Source organism: Actinoplanes sp. ATCC 53533 (assembly GCF_003947245.1).
The window spans coordinates 1-26,316 of sequence record NZ_QHHV01000097.1 but is presented as its reverse complement, the minus strand read 5'-3'; the positions used below and the strand labels follow the sequence as shown (position 1 = coordinate 26,316).

The 26,316-nt window shown below is 71.1% G+C and carries 21 protein-coding genes and 1 pseudogene; 10 read left to right on the top strand and 12 right to left on the bottom strand.

The window, feature by feature from the left end:
* Positions 1–2: 2 nt before the first annotated feature.
* The 7 genes from DMB66_RS28955 (at position 3) to DMB66_RS28920 (ending at position 8,217) form a co-directional block, all read left to right on the top strand.
* Positions 3–542: a (2Fe-2S)-binding protein gene (locus tag DMB66_RS28955; protein WP_125807282.1), complete on the top strand. Its 540-nt coding sequence runs from the start codon at positions 3–5 to the stop codon at positions 540–542.
* Positions 539–2,935 (top strand): aerobic carbon-monoxide dehydrogenase large subunit, encoded by a 2,397-nt coding sequence (locus DMB66_RS28950; RefSeq protein ID WP_125807281.1) that lies wholly within the window; start codon positions 539–541, stop codon positions 2,933–2,935. Before DMB66_RS28955 ends, DMB66_RS28950 begins: the two co-directional genes overlap by 4 nt.
* A 98-nt stretch (positions 2,936–3,033) precedes the next feature.
* Positions 3,034–3,897, top strand: a complete 864-nt coding sequence (locus DMB66_RS28945; RefSeq protein ID WP_125807280.1) for an XdhC family protein — start codon at positions 3,034–3,036, stop codon at positions 3,895–3,897.
* Between the two features lie 356 nt (positions 3,898–4,253).
* A complete protein-coding gene (locus DMB66_RS28935; RefSeq protein ID WP_125807279.1) occupies positions 4,254–4,823 on the top strand; it encodes an NTP transferase domain-containing protein in 570 nt (189 codons plus the stop codon).
* Positions 4,813–5,715, top strand: a complete 903-nt coding sequence (locus DMB66_RS28930; RefSeq protein ID WP_233624903.1) for a MoxR family ATPase — start codon at positions 4,813–4,815, stop codon at positions 5,713–5,715. The genes DMB66_RS28935 and DMB66_RS28930 overlap by 11 nt, the downstream gene beginning before the upstream one ends.
* Positions 5,712–7,055: an SRPBCC domain-containing protein gene (locus DMB66_RS64115; RefSeq protein ID WP_125807278.1), complete on the top strand. Its 1,344-nt coding sequence runs from the start codon at positions 5,712–5,714 to the stop codon at positions 7,053–7,055. Before DMB66_RS28930 ends, DMB66_RS64115 begins: the two co-directional genes overlap by 4 nt.
* Before the next feature lie 283 nt (positions 7,056–7,338).
* Positions 7,339–8,217 (top strand): VWA domain-containing protein, encoded by an 879-nt coding sequence (locus DMB66_RS28920; RefSeq protein ID WP_233624902.1) that lies wholly within the window; start codon positions 7,339–7,341, stop codon positions 8,215–8,217.
* Between the two features lie 381 nt (positions 8,218–8,598).
* Here DMB66_RS28920 and DMB66_RS28915 read toward each other — a convergent pair whose 3' ends face one another.
* Positions 8,599–9,555, bottom strand: coding sequence for a LysR family transcriptional regulator (locus DMB66_RS28915; protein ID WP_125807276.1), 957 nt, complete (start codon positions 9,553–9,555; stop codon positions 8,599–8,601).
* Between the two features lie 201 nt (positions 9,556–9,756).
* Between DMB66_RS28915 and DMB66_RS28910 the strand changes: the two genes are divergently transcribed.
* Positions 9,757–11,532 carry a serine/threonine-protein kinase gene (locus DMB66_RS28910; RefSeq protein ID WP_125807275.1) on the top strand — a complete coding sequence of 592 codons (1,776 nt, stop codon included), beginning with the start codon at positions 9,757–9,759 and terminating at the stop codon, positions 11,530–11,532.
* Positions 11,533–11,586: 54 nt separating this feature from the next.
* On the opposite strand, the gene DMB66_RS28905 is transcribed toward DMB66_RS28910, so the two are convergent.
* Together DMB66_RS28905 and DMB66_RS28900 are read right to left on the bottom strand one after the other, a co-directional pair.
* Positions 11,587–14,076 (bottom strand): Tex family protein, encoded by a 2,490-nt coding sequence (locus DMB66_RS28905; protein WP_125807274.1) that lies wholly within the window; start codon positions 14,074–14,076, stop codon positions 11,587–11,589.
* Positions 14,077–14,194: 118 nt separating this feature from the next.
* The gene (locus tag DMB66_RS28900; protein WP_233624901.1) at positions 14,195–15,163 is read right to left on the bottom strand and encodes a helix-turn-helix transcriptional regulator; all 969 of its coding nucleotides are present in this window, start codon (positions 15,161–15,163) and stop codon (positions 14,195–14,197) included.
* Positions 15,164–15,239: 76 nt separating this feature from the next.
* On the opposite strand from DMB66_RS28900, the gene DMB66_RS28895 reads away from it, so the two are divergent.
* Positions 15,240–15,959, top strand: a complete 720-nt coding sequence (locus DMB66_RS28895) for a PP2C family serine/threonine-protein phosphatase (protein WP_125807272.1) — start codon at positions 15,240–15,242, stop codon at positions 15,957–15,959.
* A gap of 21 nt (positions 15,960–15,980) precedes the next feature.
* Complete coding sequence (locus tag DMB66_RS28890; protein ID WP_233624900.1) at positions 15,981–16,526, top strand: GNAT family N-acetyltransferase; 546 nt, start codon at positions 15,981–15,983, stop codon at positions 16,524–16,526.
* Here DMB66_RS28890 and DMB66_RS28885 read toward each other — a convergent pair.
* The 9 genes and pseudogenes from DMB66_RS28885 to DMB66_RS28845 all read right to left on the bottom strand — a co-directional run.
* A complete protein-coding gene (locus DMB66_RS28885; protein WP_125807271.1) occupies positions 16,478–16,831 on the bottom strand; it encodes an MmcQ/YjbR family DNA-binding protein in 354 nt (117 codons plus the stop codon). The genes DMB66_RS28890 and DMB66_RS28885 overlap by 49 nt on opposite strands.
* Positions 16,831–17,247, bottom strand: a complete 417-nt coding sequence (locus tag DMB66_RS28880) for a VOC family protein (RefSeq protein WP_125807270.1) — start codon at positions 17,245–17,247, stop codon at positions 16,831–16,833. The genes DMB66_RS28885 and DMB66_RS28880 overlap by 1 nt, the downstream gene beginning before the upstream one ends.
* A 122-nt stretch (positions 17,248–17,369) precedes the next feature.
* Positions 17,370–18,152, bottom strand: a complete 783-nt coding sequence (locus tag DMB66_RS28875; RefSeq protein ID WP_125807269.1) for a hypothetical protein — start codon at positions 18,150–18,152, stop codon at positions 17,370–17,372.
* Positions 18,149–18,712 (bottom strand): RNA polymerase sigma factor, encoded by a 564-nt coding sequence (locus DMB66_RS28870; protein WP_125807268.1) that lies wholly within the window; start codon positions 18,710–18,712, stop codon positions 18,149–18,151. Before DMB66_RS28870 ends, DMB66_RS28875 begins: the two co-directional genes overlap by 4 nt.
* On the bottom strand, positions 18,687–19,865 hold the full coding sequence (locus DMB66_RS28865; protein WP_125807267.1) for an acyltransferase: 1,179 nt from the start codon (positions 19,863–19,865) through the stop codon (positions 18,687–18,689). Before DMB66_RS28865 ends, DMB66_RS28870 begins: the two co-directional genes overlap by 26 nt.
* Before the next feature lie 165 nt (positions 19,866–20,030).
* Positions 20,031–22,190 (bottom strand): 1,4-alpha-glucan branching protein GlgB, encoded by a 2,160-nt coding sequence (gene glgB / locus DMB66_RS28860; RefSeq protein WP_199752671.1) that lies wholly within the window; start codon positions 22,188–22,190, stop codon positions 20,031–20,033.
* A 146-nt stretch (positions 22,191–22,336) separates the two neighbouring features.
* Complete coding sequence (locus DMB66_RS28855; RefSeq protein WP_125807266.1) at positions 22,337–23,650, bottom strand: maltokinase; 1,314 nt, start codon at positions 23,648–23,650, stop codon at positions 22,337–22,339.
* Positions 23,647–25,422, bottom strand: a complete 1,776-nt coding sequence (treS, locus tag DMB66_RS28850; RefSeq protein ID WP_125807265.1) for a maltose alpha-D-glucosyltransferase — start codon at positions 25,420–25,422, stop codon at positions 23,647–23,649. The genes DMB66_RS28855 and treS overlap by 4 nt, the downstream gene beginning before the upstream one ends.
* Positions 25,423–25,470: 48 nt before the next feature.
* Positions 25,471–26,316, bottom strand: a pseudogene (locus tag DMB66_RS28845) (alpha-1,4-glucan--maltose-1-phosphate maltosyltransferase); the annotation flags it as partial.

Below are 26,316 nucleotides of genomic sequence, written 5' to 3'. Positions count from 1 at the left end.
GCATGCAAGTCTCGATGACCGTCAACGACGTCGAAGTCAGCGAGGAGATCGAGGGGCGGCAGCTGCTCGTGCACTTCCTGCGCGACCAGCTGGGGCTCACCGGCACCCACTGGGGTTGCGACACGAGCAACTGCGGGACCTGCGTGGTCTGGCTCGACGGCGAGCCCGTCAAGTCCTGCACCGTGCTCACCGCGATGGCCGGCGGACACGAGGTCCGCACCGTCGAGGGCCTGGCCAAGAACGGCAAGCTGGACCCGGTCCAGGAGGGTTTCGTCCAGTGCCACGGGCTGCAGTGCGGCTTCTGCACCCCGGGCATGTTGATGACCGCCCGCGCGCTGCTCGACCGCAATCCGGACCCCACCGATACCGAGATCCGCCAGGCCATCTCCGGTCAGATCTGCCGGTGCACGGGCTACGCGTCGATCGTCCGCTCGGTGCGCTGGGCGTCGGTCCACGAGGCCCAGTCGGCCCTCGAGGCGGCGTCGGCGCCCGAGAGCGATGCGGCCGATGAGGCGAAGCAGGCTCAGGAGGTGTCGTCATGACCACCGTGCAGGACGCCGGCCGGCTCACCACGTTCGAGGACAACGATCAGAAGCCCATCGGGCACGGGCGGATGTTGCGCAAGGAGGATCCGCGGCTGGTCCGCGGCCGGGGGCGGTTCACCGACGACATCAAGCTGCCCGGGATGCTGCACCTGGCCATCCTGCGCTCGCCGTTCGCGCACGCGAAGATCATCAGCATCGACACCTCGGCCGCCGCGGCGCTGCCCAAGGTCAAGGCCGTCGTGACCGGCGCCGACCTGGCCGCGCAAGGGCTGGCCTGGATGCCGACGCTCTCCAACGACGTGCAGGCAGTGCTCGCCACGGACAAGGTCCGCTTCCAAGGCCAGGAGGTCGCCTTCGTCGTCGCCGAAGACCGGTACACGGCCCGCGACGCCCTCGAACTCATCGACGTCGAGTACGAGGTGCTCGACGTCGTCATCGACGTGCGGCAGGCGCTCGCCCCAGACGCCCCGGTGATCCGTGACGACCTCGACGGCAAGACCAACAACCACTGCTTCGACTGGGAGACCGGCGACAAGGCCGCCACCGAGGCGGTGTTCGCCGCCGCCGACGTGGTCGTCAGCCAGGACATCGTCTACCCGCGGGTGCACCCGGCGCCGATGGAGACGTGCGGTGCGGTCGCCGACTACGACGCGGTCGAGGGCAAGCTGAAGCTCTGGTCCACCACCCAGGCCCCGCACGCCCACCGCACTCTCTATGCGATCGTCGCCGGGCTGCCCGAGCACAAGATCCAGGTGATCTCGCCGGATCTCGGCGGCGGCTTCGGCAACAAGGTGCCGATCTACCCCGGATACGTCTGCGCCATCGTCGCCTCGATCGTCACCGGCAAGCCGGTGAAGTGGATGGAGGACCGCTCCGAAAACCTGATCAGCACCGGCTTCGCCCGCGACTACATCATGCGCGGCGAGATCGCCGCGACCCGCGACGGCAAGATCCTCGGCATCCGCACGGACGTGCTCGCCGACCACGGAGCCTTCAACGGTACGGCCGCACCGGTCAAATATCCGGCCGGCTTCTTCGGCGTCTTCACCGGCAGTTACGACATCGAGGCCGCGTACTGCTCGATGACGGCCGTCTACACCAACAAGGCCCCCGGCGGTGTCGCGTACGCCTGCTCGTTCCGGATCACCGAGGCCGTCTACCTGGTCGAGCGGATCGTCGACTGCCTCGCCGCCGAGCTGGGCATGGACCCGGCCGAGCTGCGCCTGAAGAACTTCATCAAGCCCGAGCAGTTCCCGTACACGACCAAGACCGGCTGGATCTACGACTCCGGCGACTACGAGCCGACCATGCGCCTGGCCATGGACATGGCCGGCTACGCCGACCTGCGCAAGGAGCAGGCGGACAAGCGCACCCGCGGCGAACTGATGGGCATCGGCATCGCCTTCTTCACCGAGGCGGTGGGCGCGGGACCGCGCAAGGACATGGACATCCTCGGGCTGGGCATGGCGGACGGCTGCGAGCTGCGGGTGCACCCGACCGGCAAGGCGGTGGTACGCCTGAGCGTGCAGTCGCAGGGTCAGGGGCACGAGACGACATTCGCCCAGATCGTGGCGGAAGAGATCGGTATCCCGCCCGCCGACATCGACGTGGTGCACGGCGACACGGACAACACGCCGTTCGGGCTGGGTACGTACGGCAGCCGGTCCACTCCCGTCTCGGGGGCCGCCGCCGCGCTGGTCGCCCGCAAGGTCCGCGACAAGGCCCGGCTGATCGCCTCGGCGATGCTGGAGGTCTCCGTCGCCGACCTGGAATGGCAGAAGGGCACTTTCCAGGTCAAGGGCGACCCCGGCAAGTCCGTGACGATCCAGGACATCGCCATGCGCGCGCACGGCGCCGGTGATCTGCCGGACGGCGTCGAGGGCGGGCTCGAGGCGCAGATCTGCTACAACCCGTCAAACCTGACCTACCCGCACGGCGCGTACATCTGCGTGGTCGACATCGACCCGGGCACGGCGCAGGTGAAGGTGCGCCGGTTCATCGCGGTCGACGACTGCGGCACCCGGATCAATCCGATGATCATCGAGGGCCAGGTGCACGGCGGGCTCACCGACGGCGTCGGCATGGCGCTGATGGAGATGATCGCTTTCGACGAGGACGGCAACTGCCTCGGCGCGTCCCTGATGGACTACCTGATCCCCACCGCTCTTGAGGTGCCCGACTGGGAGACCGGCTTCACGGTCACCCCGTCCCCACACCACCCGATCGGCGCCAAGGGCGTCGGTGAGTCCGCCACCGTCGGCTCGCCGCCCGCCATCGTCAACGCTGTCGTGGACGCGCTCGCGCCCTTCGGTGTCCGCCACGCCGACATGCCGCTCACCCCGTCCCGGGTCTGGGACGCGATGCGTGGCGCGCCGCAACCGCCGATCTGAGGTTGTGCCATGACCGCCTGTGCCGAACGACGCTTGGCCGATGATGACGATGACCGCTCCAGCGAGGGCCGGAAGGGCATGACGATGGAGGCTCGGTCATGACCGACATCGCCGAGCGCGCCCGGACGCTGACCCGGCAGCGGCGTCCCTTCGTGCACGCCACCGTCGTCCGCGCGCAGGAGCCGACCTCGGCACGCGCGGGCGACGCCGCCGTCATCCTCGACGACGGTTCCATCGAGGGCTTTGTCGGTGGTCAGTGCGCGGAGAGTTCCGTGCGCTCCGCCGCGCTCGGCACGCTCCGCGACGGGCAGACGCTGCTGCTGCGGGTGCTACCGGACAGCTCGGCGGACTTCCCGGAGACTCCGGGTGCGCTGGTCGTGGTGAACCCGTGCCACTCCGGCGGCGCGATCGAGATCTTCCTGCGGCCGGTGCTGCCCGCACCGGTGCTGGGGGTGGTCGGGAGCACGCCGATCGGGGACGCGGTGGCCACGCTGGCCGGTTTCCTGAATTTCGAGGTGGCCCGCGGTGAGAGCCTCGCGGGCACGACCGCCGCTGTTGTGGCCGGGCTCGGTAAGGGCGAAGAAGCCGCTATCCGGCAGGCACTGGACGCCGGCGTGGGCTTCATCGCCCTGGTGGCGAGCCGTCGGCGCGGCGCGGCGGTGCTCGACGGCCTCGGGCTGACCGACGACGAGCGGGCCCGCGTGCACACACCGGCGGGGGTCGACATCGGTGCGCGTACCCCGGAGGAGATCGCCCTGTCGATCATGGCCGAGGTGGTCCGGGCCGTCCGGGTCGACGGCCTGGCGCTGCCGCCGGCAGCCGGCCCGCCGCCTGCGGCGCCACCGACGGCGATCGACCCGATCTGCGGCATGACCGTCGTGATCGGACCGGATGCGATCACGGCGGAGGATCACTACTTCTGCGGTACGGGCTGCCGGACCGCCTTCCTCGCGCGGGCCTGACCGTGTTCGTCACAGGCATCGTCCTCGCGGCGGGCGACGCGGTGCGCTTCCGGGCAGGCACCGATGACGATCAGCGCGCCGTGCCCGGCGCCGGGCCTCGGACGGGGTCACGTGCCGTGCCCGGTGGTGGGCCTTGGGCGGGGTCACGTGCCGTGCCCGGTGGTGGGCCTTGGGCGGGGTCAAGTGCCGTGCCCGGCGGCGGGCCTCGGGCGGGGTCAAGTGCCGTGCCCGGCGGCGGGCCTCGGGCGGAGTCGCACGGTGAGCATGGCGGTGGGTCGGGTGGTGGTTCCGGTGGTGGCTTGGGTGTCGTGCCGGGTGGTGGGTCGGGTGGTGGTTCCGGCGGTGGCTTGAGTGCCATGCCGAACGGCGGGTCGGGTGGGGGCGGGGGGACGAAGCAGTTGCTGCCCTATCGAGGGCGGACTCTGGTCGATGCCGCCCTCGATCTGGCTCGGGAGTGTGCTTTTGATCAGCGGATCGTCACGCTTGGGGGGTCGGCCGCCGCGGTTCGGGCGCGGGTTGATCTCAGTGGGTTCACGGTCGTTGACGTGCCGGCCGCGGGCAGCGGGTGTGGCGCTTCGGTGAGCACGGCCGTCGGTGCGGTGGATCCGCGGGCCGACGGGCTGGTGCTGCTGCTTGGTGATCAGCCGCAGGTGCGGGCCGCCGCGGTCGCCGCGTTGATCGTGGCGGCGGGTGGCGCTCCGCTCGGGGTCTGTCGCTACGACGACGGGTTGGGGCATCCATTCTGGTTCCGGCGGGATGTGTTCGCCGCGTTGCGCGGGTTGCACGGGGACAAGGCGGTGTGGAAGTTGCTGCATTCCGGGGAATTCGTGGTCACCGAGGCGCGGGTCGCCGGGCCGGTGCCGATCGACGTCGACACCCCCGCGGACTACGAGCGGTTGCTGGCCGGAGACCACCTTGTCGGCTGAGGATGATCTCGCCGGACTCTTCAGCGGGCCGGAGGAGGTCCGGCGGCGGCTCGACGACGTCGACTATCTGGTCGACGACGGGCTCGCCATGGCGCTCTTCCTCGCTCTGCGGCTGGGGCGGCCGTTGCTGCTCGAAGGTGAGCCCGGGGTCGGCAAGACCGCCGCGGCCAAGGCACTGGCACGGGTGCTCGGGACATCGCTGATCAGGCTGCAGTGCTACGAAGGGCTCGGCGTGCCCGAGGCGCTCTACGAGTGGAACCACCAGCGGCAGTTGCTCGCCATCCGGCTCGCCGAGGCGCGCTCGGAGAAGCTCGGCGAGGCGGACCTGTTCACCGCCGAGTTCCTGCTGGAGCGACCTATTCTGCGGGCCGTGCGTGACCCCGGCCCGGTGCCGCCCGTGCTGCTCATCGACGAGATCGACCGGGCCGACGACGAGTTCGAGGCGCTGCTGTTCGAGTTCCTCGGCGAGGCCGCGATCACCATCCCCGAGCTGGGCACGTTCACCGCCGTGCGGCCGCCGCTCGTGGTGCTGACCTCGAATCGCAGTCGGGAGCTGCACGACGCGCTGCGCCGGCGGTGCCTCTACCACTGGATCGACTACCCGTCGGCCGAGCGGGCCGCGGAGATCCTGCGCCGCACGGTGCCGGGCGCGGAGACGACGCTGATCAATGCCGCCACGGCGTTCGTCGGCCGGGTCCGTGGACTCGACCTGGACAAGTCACCCGGGATGGCCGAGACGATCGACTGGGTCAGCGCGCTGTCGGCGCTGGGCGTCACGGAACTTTTCCCCGATCAGGTGGTTCGCACGCTCGGCGCGATCGCGAAGACCCCCGACGACCGTGACCTGATCACGGCGGCCCTCGCGGCCGGACCTCAGGAAGGGCAACCATGAAGATCACCAACGAGTTCACCGTGCACACGCCGATCGAGCGGGCCTGGGCGTTGCTCACCGATCTCGAGGGCATCGCGCCGTGCCTGCCCGGCGCCCAGCTCACCGGGGTCGACGGGGACACCTACTCCGGCAGGGTGAAGGTCAAGGTCGGCCCGGTGGTGTCGGACTTCGCGGGCACGGCCCGGTTCATCACCAAGGACGACCAGGCCCGGCGTGCGGTGATCGACGCGAAGGGCCGCGACTCCCGCTCGGCGGGCAACGCGGCAGCGGTGGTGACGGCGCAACTGCGCGCGGACGGGGACCGGACGCTGGTCAACGTGGATACGGACCTGAAGATCTCCGGGAAGCTTGCCCAGTTCGGCAGCGGGATGATCAAGGAGGTGTCGGGCAAGCTCCTGGGCCAGTTCGTCACCAACCTGGAAGCGAAGCTCGCCGCCGAGCCGAATGCTGCCGCGTCAGGTGGGGTTGGGCCGGCCACTGTCGAGTCGGCCGCTGTCAAGCCGGCTGCCGCCGCGTCAGGTGACGCTGGGCCGGCCCTCGCCGCACCGGAGGCCAGCGCTGCGGACGAACCCACGCCTGGCAGTCAGGTCGCACCAGGCACTCAGGGTGCCCCTGCCGGTCAAAGGGCGCAGGCTGGTTCGGCGGTGCAGGCTGGTTCGGCGGTGCAGGCTGGTTCGGCGGTGCAGGCTGGTTCGGCGGTGCAGGCTGGTTCGGCGGTGCAGGCTGGTTCGGCGGTGCAGGCTGGTCCGGCGGCGCAGGCTGGTCCGGCGGCGCAGGCTGGCTCGGCGGCGCAGGCTGGTCCGGCCGCGCAGGACAGCCCGGCCGCGCAGGACAGCCCGAGCGGGCCGGCCGACAAGGGCGTGACATCGGCTGCGGCGACTGCCGGTTCGGCGGGCGCGGATTCAGCCCAGGGAGCGACCAACGTAGGACCCACGCCTACTCCCGCGAATTCCGAGTCGGCGGCGGACTCCGACAAGGGGACAGAATCGGATGAGGGGACGGACTCGGATGAGGGGAGGGATTCCGATGCGGTGGGGTCTCCCGCCTCGCTGAACGGGACGACCGTGCGGATCCTGCCGGGACAGCACGCACCTCTCCCAGCCGTCGTGCCGCTCTCCTCCGAATCGGGCGGTGCCGAGGTCGTTGAAGACGCTGGGACAACGGTCAAGGGTGATGGGGAGCCTGCGCGCGTACCGGATAGGTTTTCGGTCGGCGATGAGCCGGAGGCGCTCGATCTGCTCGCGCTTGCCGGGGGTTCGGTTTATAAGCGGGCGATTCCGTTGGGGATCGGGGCCGTTGTGGTCGCCGCCGTGATCGTGTGGTTCGTTGCCCGGCGCTGATGTGCTGGCGCGGGGGGTTGATCGGGCCGCGTTCGCCGTCGGGCTCGGTGGGCGGTTGCGGCGGGCCGGGGTGCCTGTCGGGTTGACCGATGTGGACGATTTCGTGCGGGCGCTTGCTGTTTGTCCTCCGTTGACGCGTGATCGACTTTACTGGACCGCTCGGGTCAGTCTGGTGCGGCGGGAGGCGGATCTGGCCGCTTTCGACCGGGTTTTTGGCGGTGTGTTCGCTGAGGCGGTGGTCGCTGCTCCGCGCCGTGGTGCCGGGCCGCGCGGGGATTCCTTCGTGTCTTTGCCGGCGGCCGAGGGTTCGCCTGATGGGGGCGGGTTGCCGTGGGCGACGCTGCCGCCCGTTGTCGCAGACGCCGCCGAGTCCGCGGCCGAGCGCAGTGTGCCCGAGCGGCGGCCCAGCGCCCTTGCCGCGCTGGCCGGTCGGCCGTTCGAGGAGCTCGATCCCGCCCAGGTCGCCCTGCTGGGGGAGCGGTTGCGGGTGGCCGACTGGCCGACGCGGCGGACCCGGCGGTCCCGGCTCGGCGCTGCCGGGCGGCGGATCGCGTTGCGGCCCACGCTGACCCGGGCCCGGCGCACCGGCTGGGAGCCGGTCGCCCTGGTGCGCTCGCGGCCGGTGCGGCGCCCGCGCCGGGTCGTGCTGCTCTGCGACGTCAGCCAGTCCATGCAGGCGCAGGCCACCGCCTATCTGCACCTCATGCGGGCCTTCGCGACGGTCGCCGACGCCGAGGTCTTCGCCTTCGCGACCACGCTGACCCGGCTCACCGTGGTGCTGCGGCACACCTCCGCTGTGGCAGCCGTCGCCCGTGCCGGGGAGGTCGTCACCGATCGGTTCGGTGGCACCCGCATCGCCACCAACCTGCGTGCGCTGCTTGCCTCGCACCACGGCAACGCCGTGCGCGGGGCCGTCGTGGTGATCGGTTCCGATGGCTGGGACAGCGATCCGCCCGCCGAACTCGCGGCGGTGATGGCCCGGCTGCGGCGGCGGGCGTACCGGATCATCTGGATGAATCCCCGGGCCGGGACGCCGGGTTTCGCACCGCAGGTCGGCGCCATGGCCGCGGCCCTGCCCTTCTGCGACCGGCTGCTGCCGGCCGGCACCTTCCACGACCTCGCGCAGGTCGCCACAGAGATCGCCGGTTGCGCGGCTGCGTGATCAGCCTCGCACGGGTCGCTACGGGGGTCGCTGGCTGTGCGGCTGCGTGTGATCGGTTTCGTGCGGGTTGCCACAGAGGTTGCTGGCTGTGCGGCTGCGTGTGATCGGTTTCGTGCGGGTCGCCATGGAGGTTGCTGGCTGTGCGGCTGCGTGTGATCGGTTTCGTGCGGGTCGCCATGGAGGTTGCTGGCTGTGCGGCTGCGTGTGATCGGCCTCGTGCGGGTCGCCACGGAGGTTGCTGGCTGCGCGTGATCGGTTTCGTGCGGGTCGCTACAGAGGTCGCTGGCTGCGTTGGCTGCGTTGGCTGCGCTGGCTGCGCGGCTGCGTGTGATCGGTCTCCCGTGGGGTCGCTACGGGGGTCGTCGGCCGGGTGGCCTGTGGTCAGCTCCAGAGGGTCACGTGGACCGACGGGCGGAAGTGGCCGACCGTCACCCCGGCGCCGCGCATCATCGCCTGGATCGCCCGTGGTGTCGCCGCGAAGCGGCTCAGCTCGGCCGCCGCCGACGGTGAGGCCTGTCCGAGGAGCATCAGTGAGTGCCATACCGCGTCGAGCGCCACCTGTGGGCCCGTCACCTGCACGAGGTGACCGTGCGCCACGTCCTGCGCCACCGTGAACGACAGCCCCGCCGCCACCCCCTTGCCGCGTTTCGCCTCCTCCAGTGCCGCCGCGTGGCTCTGGAAGATCTGCTGGCGGTCTTCCGGCACGCCGAGGCGGCGCAGCATCGCCGACACCGCGCCGACCTCCGCCGTCGCCGACGGGCCCAGTAGCCATGTCTGCTCGCGGAGGCGGTGTGGGCCGGCCGCCATCCCGGCGATCGGGTGGCTCGGGGCGACGACCAGGACGATCCGGTAGTTCATCACCGGGCGGCAGGTCAGCGCCGGGTCGACCGCCGCCGGCTGCGGGCCGATCGCCACATCGACCGTGCGGGTCAGCAGCAGCGACTCGAACTGCGCGGGGCTGCACACGCTCAGCTCCACCTCCAGATCCGCCGCCCGCTTGGCGAACAGCTCGATCAGGCCGGGCGCCGCGTGCTCCGCGAACAGGCTCGACGCCGCCACCCGCAGCAGCCGGCGGCCCCGCCCCGCGGCGCTGACCTCGAGCACCGTGCGGTCCTGCAGGCCCAGCAACTCGGCGGCGCGGCTGGCCAGCCGCAGCCCGCCCGGCGTGAACGCCAGGCCGGCCGCCGTCCGGTTGAACAACTGGTCGCCGAGCTCGCGACGGAGCTGGCCGATGTGCAGCGACACCGCGGACTCGGAGACCTCGAGCTGGGCGGCGGCCTGCTTGACGGAGCCGAGTCGCACGACGGCGGAATACGCCCGCAACTGCGTGGGCGTCATGCGCGCGCTCTCATGGCGGTAAATCTACGCGCGCACCGCCCCGCCAGGGGCCCCGGCCGGTCTGTCCCCCGAAGGCGATCTGTGTCGGTTGTGCGGCAACCTGTGGACGGGTATTCGCAGGCGAGGACACGGCCCGATAGGGTGACCTTTCCTGTCGGGGGTGGGGCGGCGTCATGCCGTCGGGGCGTAGGAGTAAACGGCATGTCGGACGAGCGGACCAGCCCGCTGCGCCCGCTTGATCCCCGCACGCTCGGGCAGTACGAGTTGCTCGGCCGGCTCGGTGAGGGCGGCATGGGCACGGTCTACCTGGCCCGCAGCGCCGCCGGGGTGCTGGTCGCGGTCAAGATGGTTCGCGCCGACCTGGCGCCCGACGACGCTTTCCGGCGCCGCTTCCGCAGCGAGGTCAACCGGGTTCGGCAGGTGCCGCCGTTCTGCACCGCGGAGGTGCTCGACGCCGACCCCGACCACGAGCAGCCCTACCTGGTGGTCGAGTACGTCGACGGTCCCAGCCTCGCCGAGGTCGTCGAGGAGCGGGGCCCGCTCACCGCGTCCAATCTGCACAGTGTCGCGATCGGGGTGGCGACCGCCCTGACCGCCATCCACGGCGCCGGCATCATCCACCGCGACCTCAAGCCGCGCAATGTGCTGCTCGCCCCCGGCAGCCCCAAGGTCATCGACTTCGGCATCGCCCGGGCGATGGAGCCGACCAGCGCGCACACCCACACCGGCCAGATGGTCGGCACGGTCGCCTACATGGCCCCGGAGCGGTTCGGCCCCGACACCGACCAGCCCCTCACCCCGGCCGCCGACGTGTTCGCCTGGGGCGGCGTGGTCGCCTATGCGGGCACCGGCCGCACCCCGTTCAGCGCCGACTCGCCGCCCGCGACCGCGGCCCGGATCCTGACCCAGCCGCCGGACCTGACCGGGCTCAGCGGGCCGCTCCGCGAGCTCATCGGGCACGCCCTGGAGAAAGACCCGGCCAACCGCCCCAGCGCCCGCGAGCTGCTGGATCTGCTGGTCGACGGGCCGCAGCGGCCGGCCGCCGCCGGCGCCGCCCTGGCACACCAGCCCGGCCTGCGCTTCGCCGCGCAGGAGGCGCAGGCGGTCACCGGGGTCCACCCCGCCGGGCAGTTGACGGCGCTGTCCGCGACGCCGACCCTGGTGGGCTATTCGGAGAATTCGATCGTCACCCAGCCGGTGCCGACCTCGCCGGCCGCCCCGGGGACGCCGTTCACCCACGATTCGACGCCGCGCCGGCCGTGGGTGCTGCCCATGGCGGTCTTCCTGCTGGTTCTGGCGATGCTGGCGGTCGGCGGGGCGGTGTCGGTGCTGTGGCAGCGCGGCGACGCGGTGGGCGCGGATCCCACCGCCACCGCGGGCCCGTCCGCGGGCATCGGCGAGCCCGACCCCGACGCGACGCCGCTGCTCGCCGACCCGCTGACGCAGGGACGGCTCTGGCAGGCCACGTCGGTCGAGAGCGAGAAGGCGTCGTGCTCGTTCGACGGCGGCCTGGTCGCGCGCCGCGAGACCCGGGGCGTCTTCCGCTGCCGGGGGCCGCAGGACACCGCGCCCGCCGACGTGCAGGCCGAGGTGCGGGTCCAGTTGCTGACGCCGGACAGCTGCGCCTCGATCTGGATGCGTTTCGCCCAGTTCCGCGGCTATCAGGTGCGCATCTGCGAGCACAACGTCTACGTCGGCACCCACAAGGGAGAGGTCATCGAGGTCCTCAAGACGTTCCCGCTCGACGACGCGGCGATCGGTCTCGGCGCGCCGGCGACCAGGATCACGGTGAGCATCGTCGGCGAGATCCTCGAGGTGCTGCGCGACGGCGAGCTGGTGGGCACCGTGCCGGTGCAGGACGAGGAGATCACCGGTGGCCGGGTGGTGCTGGGCCTCTACACCGAGCGCAGCGCGCCGGTGCAGGGGCCCTACGCGGTCGTGTTCAACGACATCAAGGTCTGGCCGATCGACCGCTGAGCGGGCCGGACCCGGTCATCCCGGGCCCGGCCGCCGATCTCAGTCCGCGGATCCTCAGTCCTTGGTCAGGCCGGCGCGGCGCAGGGCGTCGGCCATCGCGTCGTTGCCGAAACCGCCGCTCGGCCCACTGCCCTGCCGCGACTGGCCGCCCTGCTGCCGCGACTGGCCGCCTTGCTGCCGCGACTGGCCACCCTGCTGCCGCGGCTGACCGCCGCCCTGGCCGCCCTGCTGCCGACCGCGGGGCTGGCCCTGGCGCGGCTGGCCTTGGCCCTGGCCCTGGCCCTGGCCCTGGCGCGGCTGGCCCTGGCCCTGGCGGGCCTGGCCTTGGCCCTGGCGCGGCTGGCGCGGCTCGCGCGGCGCCCGCTGCTCCGGCTTGTCCTCGAGCTTCATGGTCAGCGAGATCCGCTTGCGGGCCTCGTCGACCTCCACGACCCGCACCTTCACGACGTCGCCGGACTTGACCACCTCGCGCGGGTCCTTCACGAAGGTGTTCGACAGCGCCGACACGTGCACCAGGCCGTCCTGGTGCACGCCGACGTCGACGAACGCGCCGAACGCCGCCACGTTGGTGACCACGCCCTCCAGGATCATGCCCGGCCGCAGGTCCGCGAGCTTCTCGACGCCGTCGGCGAACGTCGCCGTGGTGAATGCCGGGCGCGGGTCGCGGCCGGGCTTCTCCAATTCGCGCAGGATGTCCGTGACGGTGGGCAGGCCGACGGTGTCGGTGACGAACTTCTCCGGGCGCAGGCCGCGCAGCAGCGGGCTGTTGCCGATCACCGTCTTCAGGTCGCCGCCGGCGGTCGCCAGGATGGTCCGGACCACCGGGTACGACTCCGGGTGCACGCTGGACGCGTCCAGCGGGTCGTCGCCGTCCGGGATGCGCAGGAAGCCCGCGCACTGCTCGAACGCCTTCGGGCCGAGCCGGGCGACCTTCTTGATCGCGGAGCGGTTGCGGAACGGGCCGTTGGCGTCGCGGTGCAGCACGATGTTCTCCGCCAGGCCCGCACCGATGCCGGAGACCCGGGTCAGCAGGGGAGCCGACGCCGTGTTGACGTCGACGCCGACCGCGTTCACGCAGTCCTCGACCACCGCGTCCAGGGACTTCGACAGCTTCACCTCGGACAGGTCGTGCTGGTACTGCCCGACGCCGATCGACCGGGGGTCGATCTTCACGAGCTCCGCGAGCGGATCCTGCAGGCGCCGGGCGATCGACACTGCTCCGCGCAGCGAGACGTCCATCCCGGGCAGTTCCTGCGACGCGTACGCCGAAGCCGAGTAGACGGACGCACCAGCCTCGGAGACCATCACCTTGGTCAGCCCCAGCGAAGGATGCAGCTTGATCAGATCGGCCGCCAGCCGGTCGGTCTCCCGCGAGGCGGTGCCGTTGCCGATCGCCACCAGGTCGACGTTGTGCTCCTTGGCCAGCGCGGCCAGGGTGTGCACCGACTGGTCCCACTTGTTCTGCGGCACGTGCGGATAGATCACCGACGTCGCGACGCACTTGCCGGTCGAGTCCACCACGGCGACCTTCACCCCGGTGCGGAAGCCCGGGTCGAGGCCCATCGTCGCGCGGGTGCCGGCCGGGGCGGCCAGCAGCAGGTCGCGCAGGTTCGCCGCGAAGACCCGGACGGCCTCGTCCTCGGCCGCCTGCCAGAGCCGGACCCGCAGGTCGGCGCCGAGGTGGATGAGGATCCTGGTGCGCCAGGCCCAGCGCACGGTGTCGAGCAGCCAGCGGTCGCCGGCCCGCCCGTGGTCGCTGATGCCGAACCGGCCGGCCACCGACGCCTCGAAGGTGGACCGCTCGCCCTCCTCGGCGCCCTCCTCGGGCTCCATGGTCAGGTCGAGCACGTCCTCCTTCTCGCCGCGGAACATGGCGAGGATGCGGTGCGAGGGCAGCTTGGCGAACGGCTCGGCGAAGTCGAAGTAGTCCGCGAACTTGGCGCCCTCGGTCTCCTTGCCCTCGCGGACCTTGGCGATCATCCGGCCCTTGGTCCACATGCGTTCGCGCAGCTCGCCGATGAGGTCCGGATCCTCCGCGAAGCGCTCGATCAGGATCGCGCGGGCGCCGTCGAGCGCGGCCGCGACATCCGCGACGCCCTTGTCGGCGTCCACGTAGGCCGCTGCCTCGGCCTTGGGATCCCGGGTCGGGTCGCCGGACAGCAGATCGGCGAGCGGTTCCAGGCCGGCCTCGCGGGCGATCATCGCCTTGGTCCGGCGCTTGGGCTTGAACGGCAGATAGATGTCCTCGAGCCGCGCCTTGGACTCGGCGGCGAGGATCTGCGCCTCCAGGGCGTCGTCGAGCTTGCCCTGCGAGCGGATCGACTCGAGCACGGCCGCGCGACGCTCCTCGAGCTCCCGCAGGTAGCCGAGGCGTTCCTCGAGCGTACGCAGCTGCTGGTCGTCGAGGGTGCCGGTGATCTCCTTGCGGTAGCGGGCGATGAACGGCACGGTGGCTCCGCCGTCCAGCAGGTCGACGGCGGCCGTCACCTGACCCTCGCGGACCCCGAGCTCCTGGGCAATGCGCTGATGGATGCTGGTCGTCACGTCGACGATTGTGACCGAGTCGCCCGGCTCTTGTCGCGCCGCCCCGCGATTCCCGCCCGGATGATCACCCGAACCGCGCCCGGGGAGCCCGGCGCGGCGTCGGATCGGCGCCGGTTGATCATGACGCCGCGGTGGCCCGGAGATCACGCTGCACGGCCCACAGCGCGGCCTCCGTGCGCGAGGCCGCACCCGTCTTGCGCAGCAGGTTCGACACGTGCACGGTGACCGTGCGCACCGAGATGCCCAGGGCTCGGGCGATCTGCTTGTTCGACATGCCCTCGGCCAGGCAGCCGATGACCTCCCGCTCGCGGGCGGTCAGCTCCGGCCGCTCCTGCAGGTAGGACGGCAGCGAGGCGTCGGCCAGCGCCTCCGGGCCGCCGGCCAGCGCGAGCAACTCGGTCAGCCGGTACGGGTTGCCGCCGGTGCGGCGCCACACCGCCTCGGCGACCTGCGGGGACGGGCTGCTGTCGCCGTACACGTGATCCAGGATCCGGCTCACCTGCCCGGCGGTCAGCGCACCCAGATGCTGGCGCACGGCGCCGGGCGCGCCCGACAGGCGGGCCAGCACCCGGGCGGTGAGCAGCGGGGAGACCGCCTCGTCCGGCGGCCGGCTGGTCACCAGCAACAGGGCCGGCAGCTCCGCGGCGGCGAGCTCACCGATCAGGTTCAGGCTGGCCGGGTCCAGGGCGTGCAGATCTTCCACGATCAGGACGGCGGGACGGCCACCGACCAGCGTCCGCACGGTCGTGACGGCCAGCCGCAGCAGGGCGTCGGGCGTGTACCGCTCCCGGGGGACATCCGGATCCTGGGCGAGCCAGGCCAGCGCGTCCGGCGGCACCGGCAGGTCGGGCCGGGGGCCGAGCCCGGCGAGCACCGCCGCCAGCCAGTCGTAGGGCGCTGGGGAGTGCAGCCGCGCGGAGCCGGAGAGCACGACCTGCGGCGTCGTGAGCTGCGCGGCGGCCGCGGCCAGGGTGCTCTTGCCGGTGCCGGACAGCCCGGTGATCACGGCGGGCACGCACTTTCGGTTGGCGCCCACACGTTCCCAGGCGCGCCGGAGCTCGTCCAACGCGTCCGTTCGTCCCACCATCGGTACCGGCATCACCACCCAACACTACGTACTACGTACTACAGACACCGCCTCAGGCCTTTGGCAGTCTTGTGACATGAGTGTCGTGCTTCGTGCGGTCGCCGCCTCCGATCAGGGCCTGGTCCGGTCGAACAACGAGGACGCCGTCTTCGTCGGCGACCGGCTGCTGGTCGTGGCGGACGGTATGGGTGGTCTGCCGGCCGGGGAGCTGGCCAGCGACATCCTGGTCCGTGCCCTCGCCGACGTGGACGCGAAACCGGACACCGGCGAGCCGCTGCAGGACCTGATCGCGGCGCTGGGCACGGCCAACGAGCGCATCGAGGCGGCGGTCGCCGACGACGACACCCGCGAGGGCATGGGCACGACGGTGACCACGCTGCTGATGTCGGGCGACCGGGTGGCGGCCCTGAACGTGGGCGACTCGCGCTGCTACCTGAGCCGGGACGGCGAGTTGACGCAGATCACCCGCGACGACACCTACGTGCAGGCGCTGGTGGATCAGGGCGTGCTGTCCCCGGACGACGCGCGCCGGCACCCGCAGCGGGCGCTGGTGACCCAGGCGGTGCAGGGCGGCCCGTTCCGTCCGGCCGGGCGGATGGTGCCGGTGCGGGTGGGCGACAGGTTCCTGCTCTGCAGCGACGGCCTCAGCGACTATGTCGAGGACGAGGTGATCGCGACGACGCTGCGGTCGTACGCGGACCGGCAGGTGTGCGCGGCCGAGCTGATCGCCCGGACGCTGGAGGCCGGCGCCCCGGACAACGTCACGGTGATCGTGGCTGACGTGGAAGAGGAATAGCCGGCTGCGTAGGCTCGGGCCGTGCTGACGACCGAACGGCTGGTGCTGCGCCGGTTCCGCCCCGCCGACGCCGAGACGCTCGCGGCCTACCGGTCGGATCCCGGCGTCGCCCGCTTCCAGTCCTGGGACGCGCCCTATCCGGTGCCGAAGGCGCGGTATGCGGTCGAGTCGATGGCCGCCGCGGACCCCACCGAGCCCGGCTGGTTCCAGTACGCCGTCGAGCTCACCGCCGAGTCGGCGCACATCGGCGACGTCGGCGTGAATCTGCACGACAACCGGATGCAGGCTGAGATCGGCTACACCCTCGCGCCGCAGCGGCAGGGGCACGGCTATGCCACCGAGGCCGTCCGGGCCGTCCTGGAGCATCTCTTCCGCGTCCAGGGCCTGCACCGGGTGTCGGCCGAGTGCGACGCCCGCAACCTCGCGTCGGCGCGGCTGCTGGAGCGGGCCGGCTTCCAGCGCGAGGGTCTGCTGCGCCGGCACACCTGGATCAAGGGCGAGTGGACGGACGACCTGCTCTACGGATTGCTGGAAGTGGACTTCTTCGGCGTCGACACGGCGTCGTAGGCGTCCTGGCACAGCTCGGCGACCTCCGTCCAGTCGACGTCGCCGTCCAGCCGCACGCCGAGCCACCCGCGGTGCCCGACGTACGGCGGCCGGAAGAACCGCGCCGGATCCGCGGCGATCAGCTCCTGCTGGGCACCGGGCGGCGCCGCACACCACAGGTGCGCGAACCGGTGGTCGTGATGCCCGTGCTCCCACAGCGTCACGAAGCTCCGGCGGCCCCGGACGAACCAGGTGGGCGCGCCGTGGCTGAGCCGCTCGGTGGCCTCGGGCAGGGCCTCGCAGACCCGGCGCAGCTCGGCGAGCATCAGGCTGGCGGCGCGGTGATGTTGACCATCCACTCGGTGCCGAACCGGTCGGTGCAGGTGCCGAACTCGTCGCCCCACATCTGCTTCTCCAGGGGCGTGCTGATCGTGCCGCCGTCGGAGAGCTTCGCCCACCAGTCACGCAGCGTGTCCGCCTCCTCGCCGCTGAGGCTGATCGCGATGTTGTTGCCGTGCACGTGCTCCATGCCGGGCGGGGAGTCGGCGCCCATCAGCGCCAGGTCGCCCTCGGTGACCAGCATGGCGTGCATGACCTTGTCGGCCAGCCCGGGATCCGGCGCACCGAAGTCGCCGAAGGTGTTGATGTCGAGCTTGCCGCCGAAGACGGACTGATAGAACTCCATCGCGGGGCGGGCCTTACCGTCACTGAACGCGATATACGGGTTGAGGCGAACTGCCATGACCGGCTCCTTTGCCAGACGAGCTGCGAACCACCTCAAGCACCATAGACCCGCCGCCGGACACTTTTCAGCCGGCTGTGGACAACGCCAGGCCGGCGGGGACCGGGGCCGGCCCGGAGCGGTCAGCCAACCTTCGCCTGGTCGTGCAACTCGCTGGCGGACAGCTCGCCGACCGTGCCGCCGTCGGCGAGGCGCAATGTCAGCGCGGTGCTGTTGCTGCTCGACTCGTCGATGCCTTCCGGATACCAGGCAGCGAAGTAGCCGTCCCGGACGGTGGCGTGGACCGTGCGGGTGTGGCCGCCGCCGGCGCGCCGCACGACGATGTCGACGGCGGTGACCTTCGAGCCGAGGTGTCCCGCGAGGAGCCGGACATAGCCCTCCTCGGTGCGGAGCTGGCCCCACGAGGACAGCTCGACGCCCTCGGCGCCCAGTTGCTCGGCGCTGAGCGGCTCGGCGAGGATGCTGGACTCGCGCACGCTCGCGTCGTGATCGCGGAAGCAGGTCCTGCTCCAGCCCGGCGTCAGGGCGGTCACGAACGCGTAATCGCCGCGCTTCTCGCCGATGACGACACGCACGGCGCCCTTCTCCGGCGCCGGGACACATCGCGCCGCGATCTGCTGAGCCTCGGCGGCCGGCAGCGGCGCCGGGTCGGGGGTCCAGGACGCGTACGCGGGGCCGATGTTGACGACAGCGACGGCGGCGGCCACGGCGGCGGCGAGCGCGCCGGCGAGCGCCAGGCGGGGCCGACGTCCCGGAACGCGGGTCGCGGCCGGGAGCGGGGCGGCCCGCCGGTCGCTGCGGACGATCTGGTCGAGCAGCTCTCGCACGGGTTCCCGGGTGACGCGGGCGGGCACCGGGTCGGCGGCGTGGCGCAGCGCACCGTCGAGGTCGCGGTCGTGGTTCATGCGCGGGCTCCCTGTGGGGCGGTGCGGGCGGGGGCGGGGGTGGGTTCCGGATCCAGCCGAGGGGGCAGATGGTGACGCAGGCGGCGGCGGGCGCGGAGCAGACGCAGACTGAACGCGGGCCGGGAGATCCCCAGCAGACGGGCGGCCTGGGAGCCGCTGAGCCCCTCGAAGACCGTCAGGGTGAGGGCCTCCTGGTCGGCCGGTGCCAGGCGCTGCCAGGCCCGGGTCAGGTCGACGCGGGTGGCCACCGAATCGGCCTCGAGGGCGCCGGACCCGCCAGGTTCTCGCAGGATCCGCAGCGCGAGGCTGTGTTGCCGCCGGTCGCTTCGCTGCCGGTTGCGCAGGATGTTGTGCGCGACGGTGAACAGCCAGGCGCGGGCCTCGTCGAGGGAGTCCGGCACGTCGTCGAACCGCCGCCAGGCGGTGAGGAACGCCTCGGCGACCACGTCGTCGGCCCCGGCGAGTGGGGTGCGGCGCTCGACGAAACACAACAAATCGTCGTACGCCGCTTCGAACAGCTCGCGGAAGGCGGGTTCAGCGTCCGTCGTCCTTCGTCTCATGCTTCCTCATGTTCGGCACGGCGCCCGCTGCTACACCTTGTTTTCGCCGGCCCAGAACGAGGGTGCGCACCACGGGCGCCAGCGGGCGCTCGACGAAGCGGTGGACGAGCCAGGCCACCGCCAGCAGGACGAGCACGGCACCCCCGATCAGCATCGGCGCGGGCAGCCGGGTCTCGGCGTGGATGGTACGGATCAGGCTGTAACCGACGCGCTGGTGCAGCAGATAGAACGGGTAGCTGAGCATCCCCGCGGTGCCCAGCCAGCGCCAGGTGACCCGGTCGGTGGCGCCGAGCGCGATGGCCAGCAGCACCACGTACGCGAGAGTCAGCAGTACCGGCGCCGGCCAGACGGCGACCTCGAAGCCGGGTTTGAGGTCGAGGGCCCGCACGTGTACGTGCCGGAGGCTGACCAGCCAGCAGGCGACCAGCAGCATCCACGACCACGCGTCGGACCGGTTCCGGCGCAGCAGGAACATCGTCATGCCCGCGATGAAGTACGGTGCGAACTCGGCCATCACCATCTCGTTCAGCACGGCGCCGGGGAACGCGGGCATGGCCAGGGCGGTGACCAGCCACACCGTGCCGAAGAGCCGCACCCGCCGGTCGGTGAGCCCGCCGGCGAGCACGCAGGCGACGATCAGGTAGAACCGGAACTCGGCCCAGAGCGTCCAGTAGACGGTATCGGTCAGCGGCGTGTTCAGCGGCTCCGCCAGCATGCTCAGGTTGACCAGCGTGTCGCCGGCGTCCGGCAGCCGCGAGAACGGCAGCCCACCGCTGATCGGCAGCACCGCGGTGACCACGGTGGTGATCATCACTCCCGCCCAGAAGGCCGGGTAGAGCCGTGCGGCACGGGAGGCGGCGAATTCGCGTACCGTGCGCCCCCAGCCGCTCATCATGATCACGAAGCCGCTGATCAGGAAGAACACCTCGACCCCGAGGAAGCCGTAGATCAGCACCGGCGCCGCGTCCGGCAGAAAATAGGCGGGAGGACGCACCCCGTCCAACCGCCAGGAGTCCCCGAAGTGATAGCCGGCCACGGCCAGCGCGCAGAGCAGCCGCAATCCGTCCAGCGCGAACAACCGTGGCGCCCGCTGTCGCGGGCGGTCGCCGCCGCGAGGCGGCGCGGCCGACCGGTCGAGGGTGGCTGTCGTCATCCGCTGCTCCTGTCGGTCCCGGACGCCCGATCGCATCCAGCCGTACATGTGCAGCGCAGCCCTGAGTGCTACAGGCCGGTTTCGTCCGAGCGGCGGAGCTCGACGTCAGGAACGCGCGCCGGGCGCATCCCCGACTGGAGATGCGCCCGACCCGGTAGCTCGTTGTCAGCCCTCGAAGCGCAGCCAGACCGCGCCCAGCGGCGGAACCCGCAGCGACGCCGAGGCGTTCAGCCCGTGCCAGGGCAGCTCCTCGGCGTGCACCTCGCCCAGGTTGCCCACGCCCGAGCCGCCGTACAGGGTGCTGTCGGTGTTCACGACCTCGCGCCAGACACCGGCCCGGGGCAGGCCGATGCGGTAGTCGTCGTGCGGGACGGCCGCGAAGTTGACGATGCAGGCCATCGGGTCGCCGTTCGGGGCGAAGCGCAGGAAGGAGAACGTGTTGTGCTGCGAGTCCTCGCTCGTGATCCAGCGGAAGCCGCTCGCCGCCGTGTCCTGGGTCCACATCGCCGGGGTCTCTTTGTACGCCCTGTTCAGGTCGCGCACCAGCTTGTGGATGCCACCGCCGTGGTTCTCGTCGGCGATCAGGTCCCAGTCGAGGCCGCGTTCCTCGCTCCACTCGCGCGGGTCGCCCATCTCCGTGCCCATGAAGAGCAGCTGCTTGCCGGTGAACGCCCACATGAAGCCCAGCAGCGCGCGGGTGTTGGCCAGCTTCTGCCACAGGTCTCCGGGCATCTTGCCGGTCAGCGAGCCCTTGCCGTGCACGACCTCGTCGTGGCTGATCGGCAGGATGTAGTTCTCGCTCCAGGCGTACACCGTGGCGAAGGTCATCTGGTGGTGGTGCCACTGCCGGTAGATCGGCTCCTTCTCCATGTAGGAGAGGGTGTCGTTCATCCAGCCCATGTTCCATTTGAAGCCGAAGCCCAGCCCGCCGAGGTGGGTCGGCCGGGTGACGCCCGGCCACGCCGTCGACTCCTCGGCGATCGTGACCACGCCCGGGTTGTTGCGGTAGACGGTCGCGTTCATCTCCTGCAGGAAGCTGATCGCGTCGAGATTCTCCCGGCCGCCGTACTGGTTCGGCGTCCACTCGCCGTCCTTGCGCGAATAGTCCAGGTAGAGCATGGAGGCGACCGCGTCCACGCGCAGGCCGTCCGCGTGGAACTCCTCGCACCAGTAGCCGGCGTTGGCGACCAGGAAGTTGCGGACCTCGCGCCGGCCGAAGTCGAAGACGTACGTGCCCCAGTCCGGGTGCTCGCCGCGCCGCCAGTCGCCGTGTTCGTAGAGCGGGGTGCCGTCGAAGCGGGCCAGCGCCCACTCGTCCTTCGGGAAGTGCGCGGGCACCCAGTCGAGGATGACGCCGATGCCGGCCTGGTGCAGCTTGTCGACCAGGTAGCGGAACTCGTCCGGGGTGCCGAAGCGGGAGGTCGGCGCGAAGTAGCCGGTGACCTGGTAGCCCCACGAGCCGCCGAACGGATGCTCCATGACCGGCATCAGCTCGACGTGCGTGAAGCCCGTCTCCACGACGTACTCCACCAGCTGGGTCGCCAGCTCGGTGTAGGTCAGCCCGGGCCGCCACGAGCCGAGGTGCACCTCGTAGGCGCTCATCGGCTCCTGGTGCCACTGCTTGGTGGCCCGCTGGGCCATCCAGTCGGCGTCCTGCCATTCGTACGAGGACTCGTAGACGACCGACGCCGTGCGCGGCGGCACCTCGGTGTGCTGCGCCAGCGGGTCGGCCTTCTCCCGCCAGATGCCGTCCCGGCCGAGGATCTTGAACTTGTACTTGGTGCCGGAGGCCGCGCCGGGCACGTAGAGCTCCCAGACGCCGCTGCTGCCCAGCGAGCGCATCGGCCAGCCGTCGAACGGGCCCCAGCCGGCCACGTCGCCGATGACCTGGACGCCGCGGGCGCTGGGCGCCCACACGGCGAAGGCGACGCCGCCGTCCCTGGGCTGGGCGCCGAGCACCTTCCACAGCTTCTCGTGCCGGCCCTCGCCGATCAGGTGCAGGTCGAGCTCGCCCAGGCTGGGCAGGTGCCGGTACGGGTCGTCGCAGACCGTGCCGTCCACGTCGATCCGGTAGTCCAGCACCGTGCCGGGCACCTCGGCGGCGAAGACGCCGTCGGGGTGCACCTGGGTCATCGGCGTGCGCTCGGTGCCGACGACGACGGCGACCTCCTTGGCGCCCTTGCGCATCGTGCGGATCACCGTGTGCCCGCCGGTGGGGTGCGCGCCGAGCAGGCTGTGCGGGTCGTGCGTGTCGCCGGCGATCACGGCGTTCAGCGCGCGTGGGTCGCCGGCCGTGGACGGCGACGGGGTGGTCTGCCCGATCATCGGAACTCCTCCAGGATGGGCTTCAGTCCGGTTAAGGGCGGTGGCGGGGCGGTCGGACGGGCTTTAGTCCGGTTAAGGGCGGTGGCGGGGCGGTCGGACGGGCTTCAGTCCGGTTAAGGGCGGCGGCGGGGCGGTCGGACGGGGGGTCATGGGCCGACGAGCCGGGCTATCGACCGCAGCGGGATCCGCAGCCATCCTGGCCGGTGCCGGGATTCGTACGCGGCCTCGTAGACCGCCTTGTCCAGCTCGTACGCCGCCAGCAGCATGCTCTGCGCCCGCGGATCGTGGCCGGCGGCGGCAGCGTACCCGTCGCAGAAGGAGTCCCGGTTGCGGTCGACCCATTCGCGGGCCCGGGCGCCGAGGTGCTCGTCGTCGTCGGAGTCGACCAGCAGCTGGTAGGCGGCGTACTCGTAGCTGCGCAGCACGCCGGCGACGTCGCGCAGCGGCGAGTCGGGCAGCCGCCGTTCGTCGAGCGGCTGGCCGGGCTCGCCCTCGAAGTCGATGAGCAGCCAGGCCTCCGGCACCCGCAGGACCTGGCCCAGGTGCAGGTCGCCGTGCACCCGCTGGACGGTGACCTGCTCGCCGGCGAGCTTGCGGAAGCGTTCCTCGATCGCCGGGACGTAGCCGGCGATCTCGGGCACGGCCGCGGCGGCCGCGCCGAGCCGGGCGATGACGGCGTCGACCGGGAACGGCGCCGGGCCGGAGCCCAGCTCGGCGGCGAGCGTCCGGTGCACCGAGGCGACGGCCTCGCCGAGGCGGTACGACTCGCCCGCGAAGTCGCCGCCCACCTCGTCGGCGCGCAGCTCGGCGTCGGCGAACAGGTCGCGGGCGCTGGCGGTGGCCATCGCCCAGCCCTCGGCCGAGTTCAGCGCGTACGCGGTCACCATGCCCAGCGGGGCGGTCTCGCCCCCGGCGGTGCTCTCGAAGGAGCCGAGCAGCTTGGCCACGTGCGGGTTGCCGGCCCGGCCGAGCACCCGGTTGAGCTCGATGTCGGGGTTGATGCCGACGTCGACCCGGCGGAAGACCTTGAGGATGGCCTCCTGCTCGAAGATCACGCTGGTGTTGCTCTGCTCGGCGTCGAACACGCGCGCCGCGTGCTCCAGCGGGAAGGTCGCACCCGGCTCCGAGGAGAACACGATGGCACCGGCCGTGGCGTCGGAGGCGATCAGCGACAGCAGGTGGGTCGCGGCGGCCGGGTCGTACAGGCCGTCGTAGCCGGTGCGGTCGCCGTCCGTGCCGATCGTCGCCACGGTGCTGTATTCGGAGATCGGCCCGGAGTCCCACGCCACCAGCACCTGGTAGCGCTCGGAACTGCCGTCGGTGTAGGAGACGTCCAGCAGGACCAGATCCAGATCGTCCCGCAACGGGGTGGACGAGGCCTGCTTGACGTCTTCCAGGGTCCGGCTGCGGCCCGCGTACCAGCGTTGCTGGGGGAGCCATTCGGCGTAAGGCAGCGTCATTGCTTCTCCTCGGTCCCGCACAGCTGGAACCAGTAGAACCCGTGTCCCGGCAGGGTCAGCAGGTACGGCAACTGGCCGATGCGCGGGAAGTTCACGTGCCCGGTCAGCTCGACCGGCGTGTATCCGTTCCAGTGCTGCAGGTTCAGCTCGATGGGCTGGGGAAACCGCGAGAGGTTGTTGACGCAGAGCACCACGTCGTCGCCGTCCTCGCGCAGGAAGGCGAGCACCGACGGGTTGGAGCCGCCGAGCTCGCGGAACGTGCCGGTGGCGAACGCGTCGTGCCGGCGCCGGACCGCCAGCATCGTGCGGGTCCAGTTGAGCAGCGACGTCGAGCTGTCGCGCTGGGCCTCCACGTTGACCGACTGGTAGCCGTAGATCGGATCCTGGTTGGCCGGCAGGTAGAGCCGCCCCGGGTTGGCAGTGGAGAAGCCCGCGTTGCGATCGGGCGTCCACTGCATCGGGGTGCGCACGCCGTCGCGGTCACCGAGCCAGATGTTGTCGCCCATGCCGATCTCGTCGCCGTAGTAGAGCACCGGCGAACCGGGCAGCGACAGCAGCAGGGCGGTGAACAGCTCGATCTGGTTGCGGTCGTTCTCCAGCAGCGGGGCGAGCCGGCGGCGGATGCCGACGTTCGCCTTCATCCGCGGGTCCTTGGCGTACTCGGTGAACATGTAGTCGCGCTCTTCGTCGGTGACCATCTCGAGCGTGAGCTCGTCGTGGTTGCGCAGGAAGATGCCCCACTGCGTCATGTCCGGGATGGCCGGCGTCTGCGCCAGGATCTCGGAGATGGGGAAGCGCGACTCGCGCCGGACCGCCATGAAGATGCGCGGCATCAGCGGGAAGTGGAAGGCCATGTGGCACTCGTCGCCGCCGGTGTCGGGGTCACCGAAGTATTCGACCACGTCGGCCGGCCACTGGTTGGCCTCGGCGAGCAGCACCCGGCCCGGGAACTCGTCGTCGATCACCTTGCGGCAGTGCTTGAGGAACGCGTGCGTCTCCGGCAGGTTCTCGCAGTTGGTGCCCTCGCGCTCGAAGAGGTACGGCACCGCGTCCAGCCGGAAGCCGTCGATGCCGAGGTCCAGCCAGAAGCGCAGGACGTCGATCATGGCTTCCTGCACGGCCGGGTTGTCGTAGTTGAGGTCCGGCTGGTGGGAGAAGAACCGGTGCCAGTAGAACTGCCGGCGGACCGGGTCGAACGTCCAGTTCGACTCCTCGGTGTCGACGAAGATGATCCGGGCGTCCGCGTACGGCTCGCTGGTGTCGCTCCACACGTAGTAGTCGCCGTACGGGCCCTCGGGGTCGCGCCGCGACTCCTGGAACCACGCGTGCGAGTCCGAGGTGTGGTTCATGACCAGGTCGGTGATGACCCGGATGCCGCGCTTGTGCGCCGCGTCCAGCAGGGCGACGAAGTCGTCGACCGTGCCGAACTCGGGCAGCACCCGGTAGAAGTCGCGGATGTCGTAGCCGCCGTCGCGCAGCGGCGAGTCGTAGAACGGCGGCAGCCAGAGGCAGTCGACGCCGAGCCACTGCAGGTAGTCGAGGCGCTCGATCAGCCCGCGCAGGTCACCGGACCCGTCGGAGCTGGAGTCGTAGAAGGCCCGGACCAGCACCTCGTAGAAGACGGCGCGTTTGAACCAGGTCCGGTCGGCGGGCAGCGCGCGGGCATGCCCGAAGTCGTCGGCGGTCGGATGCTCGACCACGCCGTCCTCGACGTGGCTGCCCTCCGCGGGGTCGTGCTCGACGCTCTCGTCGAGTTCGCTCGTAAGGTCCATCAGACGTTCACCTACCCCACCCGCAGGAACTGAATCGCTTTTGTGCTGCTAACGGCGCGGGTGCACCACGAACACGTGTGCCGGCTCGACGTACGGGTCGATCCGGACCGGGTTGTGCTGACCCCACTCGTACGTCGCCCCGGTGAGCTGGTCGGTCACGGTGAACCGCTCGTGCCAGTCCAGGCCCAGCGCGGGCATGTCGAGTGTCGTGTTACCCCACTGCACGCTCGCCGAGTCGAACGAGCAGATGACCAGAACGGTGTTGTCCGTCTCAGGATCCCGTTTCGACCAGCACAGCAGAGCGGCGTTGTCGATCTCGTGGAATTCCAGGTTTCGCAACCAGTGCAGCGCCGGATTCTCGCGCCGGACCTTGTTGAGCATGGTGATGTACGGCGCCAGGGTGCGCCCGGCCCGCTCCGCCGCCGCCCAGTCCCGCGGCTTGAGCTCGAACTTCTCGTTGTCGATGTATTCCTCGGCGCCCGGGCGGGCGACGTGCTCGAAGAGCTCCAGGCCGGTGTACATGCCCCAGGAGGGCGAGAGCATGCTGGCCAGCACCGTACGGATCTTGAACATCGGCGGTCCGCCGTGCTGCAGCGACTCGTGCAGGATGTCCGGGGTGTTCGGCCAGAAGTTGGGCCGCATCCAGTCGATCGAGGCCTTGAGCTGGCCGATGTATTCCTTCATCTCCCAGGCCGTGGTGCGCCAGGTGAAGTACGTGTAGGACTGGGTGAAGCCGATCTTGCCGAGCCCGTTCATCATGGCCGGCCGGGTGAACGCCTCGGCGAGGAACAGCACGTCCGGGTCGACGTCCTTGATCTTGGCGATCACCCACTGCCAGAAGTTCAGCGTCTTGGTGTGCGGGTTGTCCACCCGGAAGATCTTGACGCCGTTGGA